The organism is Pseudomonas sp. R62 (assembly GCF_000257605.1).
GTDB lineage: Bacteria > Pseudomonadota > Gammaproteobacteria > Pseudomonadales > Pseudomonadaceae > Aquipseudomonas > Aquipseudomonas atacamensis.
The window spans coordinates 1,468,787-1,473,404 of the sequence record NZ_JH635999.1; the positions used below are offsets into that span (position 1 = coordinate 1,468,787).

At 61.4% G+C, this 4,618-nt stretch carries 3 protein-coding genes and 1 pseudogene; 3 read left to right on the top strand and 1 reads right to left on the bottom strand.

The genetic code is table 11. From position 1 onward, the window contains the following. The 3 genes and pseudogenes from OQK_RS24720 to OQK_RS24730 form a co-directional block, all read left to right on the top strand. Positions 1-343: pseudogene (locus tag OQK_RS24720) on the top strand (type 1 glutamine amidotransferase domain-containing protein); the annotation flags it as partial. Between the two features lie 102 nt (positions 344-445). Then, entirely contained in the window at positions 446-1,567 is a 1,122-nt protein-coding gene (locus tag OQK_RS24725) for an alkene reductase (RefSeq protein ID WP_016774790.1), read from the top strand. A gap of 195 nt (positions 1,568-1,762) precedes the next feature. Next, a complete protein-coding gene (locus tag OQK_RS24730; RefSeq protein ID WP_016774791.1) occupies positions 1,763-3,301 on the top strand; it encodes a cryptochrome/photolyase family protein in 1,539 nt (512 codons plus the stop codon). Between the two features lie 6 nt (positions 3,302-3,307). On the opposite strand, the gene OQK_RS24735 is transcribed toward OQK_RS24730, so the two are convergent. Continuing rightward, a partial coding sequence (locus OQK_RS24735; protein ID WP_038861713.1) for a sensor domain-containing diguanylate cyclase occupies positions 3,308-4,618 on the bottom strand: 1,311 nt, incomplete at its 5' end.

Below are 4,618 nucleotides of genomic sequence, written 5' to 3' on the forward strand. Positions count from 1 at the left end.
CAAAGCCTCTATTGCACTGATCGAAGCCTTCGACCGCGCCAACAAACCTCACGGTTTTGTCTGCCACGCACCCGGCGTGTTGCGTCATGTGGTGCGCGCTGATGGCCAGCCAATTGTCAAAGATCGCGACGTCACTGGTTTCACCAACGCCGAAGAAGCGGCTGTCGGTCTGACTGATGTGGTGCCGTTCCTTATCGAAGACGAGTTCCAGCGCCTGGGCGGGCGCTATTCGAAAGTTGCCGACTGGCAGGTGCATGTGGTCGCTGACGGGCAATTGGTCACCGGCCAGAACCCGGCCAGCTCTGCCGCCGTTGCCGAAAAGCTGTTGAAGATGCTCGGCTGAATCCCTCGCTCCAACCCGATCAACGCCGCGTGCGTACAGCCCGGCGTTGTTTTTTTGCCCAGTCACTAGTCGACTGGTCTAATCAGATTCAAGGCTTACTCCATGAATAACGCTTTCTTCATGCCTGCCAAATTGGGCGCACACATCCTGAAAAACCGCATCGTTCTGCCGCCTCTCACCCGCCAGCGCAGCACACAACCGGGCAATGTCGCCAACGAATTGATGGCCGAGTATTACCAGCAGCGCGCCGGTGCAGGTTTGCTGGTCACCGAAGGCACGCAGATCGAACCGCGCGGTCAGGGTTATGCGTGGACGCCGGGCATTCATACGCCGGAGCAGATCGCCGGTTGGCGCAAAGTCACCGAGGCGGTGCACGCCGTGGATGGCGTGATCTTCGCCCAGCTGTGGCATGTCGGTCGGGTCTCGCACACGGCGTTGCAGCCCAACGGCGATGCGCCGGTGTCGGCCTCTGCGGTCGCCACGGACCGCGTCAGCGTGTTCATCGAAACCGCGCCCGGTGTCGGTGAACTGGTGCCGCCGTCCGCTCCGCGCGCGTTGAGCACCGATGAAGTGCAGGAACTGATTCAGCTGTACATCCAGGCCGCGCGCAACGCGATGGAGGCGGGTTTCGACGGCATCGAACTGCATTGCGCCAACGGTTATCTGGTCAACCAGTTCATCTCCGCCCACAGCAACCTGCGCACCGACCAGTACGGCGGCTCGCTGGACAATCGCTTGCGCTTCTTGCGCGAAGTGGTGGCCGGCGTCGCCGAATGCATTGGCAAGGACAAGGTCGGTGTGCGTTTCGCGCCGTTGTTCACTACCACCGATGAAGCGCGGACATACCTGGGCCTGGTCGAGGAAGATCCGCACACAACTTACATTGCCGCGATCAAGATTCTTGAAGACGTCGGCATCGCCTACCTGTCGATCGCCGAAGCCGACTGGGACAACGCCCCAGCCATGCCGCAGACCTTTCGCCAGGCCGTGCGCGACACGTTCAGCGGCGCGATCATTTATGCCGGCCGCTACACCGCCAAAACCGGGGCGCAATTGCTTGAGTCGGGGCTGGCCGATCTCGTCGCGTTTGGCCGACCATTCATGGCCAACCCGGACCTGCCGGCGCGGATTGCCAATGACTGGCCGTTGAATCAATTGAACCCGGCGACGGTGTATGGCGGCGGTGCCGAGGGCTACATCGACTATCCGACCTACCCCGCATAAGCACACAACACAAATCCCTGTGGGAGCGAGCCTGCTCGCGAAGGCGGTGTGTCAGTCAGCACTTGTATTGACTGACAGGACGCTTTCGCGAGCAGGCTCGCTCCCACAATAGGATGTCAGTGTCCGCTAAAACCTATACATGACAAGTAAACTGTATAACTATTGGAGTTCGAATCGCTCACCGGATTTCGCTCCATGCCCCCTGCCCACCGCTTGCTCCTGATCCTCGGCGACCAGCTGTCATTCGACCTGGCCTCCCTGCAGCCACTCGATCCCCAGCACGACCTGCTGCTGATGGTCGAGGTCATGGAGGAAGCGACCCACGTCGCTCATCATCCGCAAAAGATCGCTCTGATCTTCAGCGCCATGCGCCACTTTGCCGAGGCGTTGCGCGATAAAGGCTTCCGCGTCCAGTACGTCACCCTCGATGACCCGGACAACAGCGGCTCAATTCCCGGCGAACTACAGCGCTGGCAAACCCTCACCGGCGCCGAACAGATTCATATCACCGAATGCGGCGACTGGCGTCTTGAGCAGTCAATCAAAGATTCGGGCTTGCCCGTGCATTGGCACTCAGACCGCCGTTTCCTCTGCTCCCGCGAAGAGTTCTCCAATTGGGCCAGCGGCAAGAAGCAGCTGCGCATGGAGTTTTTCTACCGCGAGATGCGGCGCAAGAGTCGGCTGCTGCTCAATGGCGACGGCACGCCGGTCGGCGGTGCGTGGAATTTCGATGCGGAGAATCGCAAGGCCCTGCCCAAACACGCCAAACCGCCCTACCCGGCGCGTTTCGCCAATGACGCAATCACCCAAGAGGTGCTGGTATTGGTCGGCGAGCGCTTCGCCAGCCATTACGGCACGCTGGATGACTTCAATTACCCGGTGACCCACGCCGATGCCCAGGCCTTGTGGCAATACTTTCTCGACTATGCGCTGGCCGGCTTCGGTGACTACCAGGACGCCATGGCCAGCGACGAACCGTTCCTGTTTCACGCGCGGATCAGTGCCGCGCTGAACATCGGCCTGCTCGATTTGCGCCAGCTGTGCAGCGATGTCGAGGCGGCTTACTGGTCGGGGAGCATCGGCCTCAACGCGGCCGAAGGCTTCATTCGGCAGTTGATCGGCTGGCGCGAATACGTGCGCGGTGTGTACTGGCTGAAGATGCCGGATTACGCCGAGGGCAATGTGTTCGGCAACACGCGCCCGCTGCCGGAGTTCTACTGGACCGGGCAGACACAGATGAACTGCATGCGCCAGGCCATCGGCCAAAGCCTGCAACATGCCTACGCCCACCACATTCAGCGGCTGATGGTAACCGGTAACTTTGCCTTGCTCGCCGGGATTGCGCCGAAGGAAATCTGTGAATGGTATCTGGCGATCTACATGGACGCCTTCGACTGGGTCGAACTGCCCAACACCCTCGGCATGGTCATGCACGCCGACGGCGGTTATCTCGGCTCCAAGCCTTACTGCGCCAGCGGCCAGTACATCAATCGAATGTCGGATTACTGCGGCGACTGCGCCTACAAGGTCAAGGAAAGCAACGCGGACGACGCCTGCCCGTTCAATGCGCTGTACTGGCATTTCCTCATGCGCCACGGCGACATTCTGCGTGGCAATCAGCGCATGGGCATGATGTACAAGAACCTCGACCGCATGCCGCTGGCCAAGCAGGATGCACTGTGGCAACGCGGACAAATGCTGTTGGCGAAACTGGATAGTGGCGAAGCTTTCTAGTGCGCCTCAGGCCTGCCCGGCCATCCCGTTGCGCCCCGCCGCTTTCGCGCGGTACAGCGCCTGATCGGCGGTCTGGATCAACGCCGGCAGCGAATCCAGTTGAGCGCCCGTCCCCACCGCCATGCCGATACTCACCGTAATCCGAGCAAACGGACTGCCCGGGTGGGCGATGTTCGCCTGCTGCAAACGCTCGAGCATCAGTTGCGCCACCACGGTCGCACCGGCGCTGTCGGTGGCCGGCATGATCACCGCCATTTCCTCGCCACCGTAGCGCGCGACCAGATCCGAGGGGCGTCGCACGCAGCCTTCAAGAATCTTGCTGACCGCTTGCAGGCAGGCATCGCCGGCGACGTGGCCCAAGGCATCGTTGAACAATTTGAAGTGGTCGATATCGATCATCAGCAAGGCCAGCGAGGTGCCGTCACGCTGCGCGCGCCGCGCTTCCACCGTCAGCGTTTCATCGAAACAGCGGCGGTTGGCCAGGCCGGTCAGAGCATCTTTCAGCGCCAGTAATTCCAGCTGCCGATTGGACGCAAGCAACTGCTGTTGGGCATCGCGCAAGGCTTCTTCGGCCTCGGTGCGGCGGCGGATATCGAGAATCAGGAACCAGCCGATCAATCCGGTCAGCCCCAGCAGCCCGATCACTACCACCGCCGACAACGCCGCTTCGATGCGCCACGCCGCCAGCGCTTCGTCCTTGCCCAGGGCCACGGTGGTAATCAGCGGCAGCGTTTCGCTTTTGCGGAACGCGTACAACCGCTCCACGCCGTCGAGGCTGGAGGTGTACGAGGCAGTGCCGACTGAACGGTCGACGAGGTATTTGGCGTAAATCGGCGATTTGGAGAAGTTGCGCCCCATGTCCTGCTCGCGGAACGGGTAGCGCACCAGCAGCGTGCCATCGGTGTACGACAGACCGATCGCGCCGTCCTGGCCAACGTCGAGCTTGCCGAACACGCGCAAAAAGTTTTCCACCCCCAGCGTCACTGCTACAACGCCAGCGAACTGGCCACCGGCGTCATTGAAGCGCCGACTGATGGTCACCACCCATTCATGATTGGCACGGCTCTGGATCGGCGGGCCAATGAACGGCTCGCGGCTCCGGTTTTCACGGTGGTGAATGAAATAGGCGCGGTCGCTGCTGTTGGCGCCCTCCGGAATCGGTCGGTTGGAGGACATCAGCCAATGCCCGTTCCGGTCATAGATGATGATGCCGCTGAGCTGTGGCATCAGCGGCTGCTGACGGTCGATCAGGCTCTGGATGCGCTGAATCTGCGCCGGGCCGTTGCCTTCGGTTTCCAGGCGCTCGACCAGCCCGAG

Excerpts from the sequence above, each read along its gene's own strand:
- OQK_RS24725 (WP_016774790.1), top strand. The coding sequence starts at position 446 with ATGAATAACGCTTTCTTCATGCCTGCCAAATTGGGCGCACACATCCTG.
- OQK_RS24730 (WP_016774791.1), top strand. The coding sequence starts at position 1,763 with ATGCCCCCTGCCCACCGCTTGCTCCTGATCCTCGGCGACCAGCTGTCA.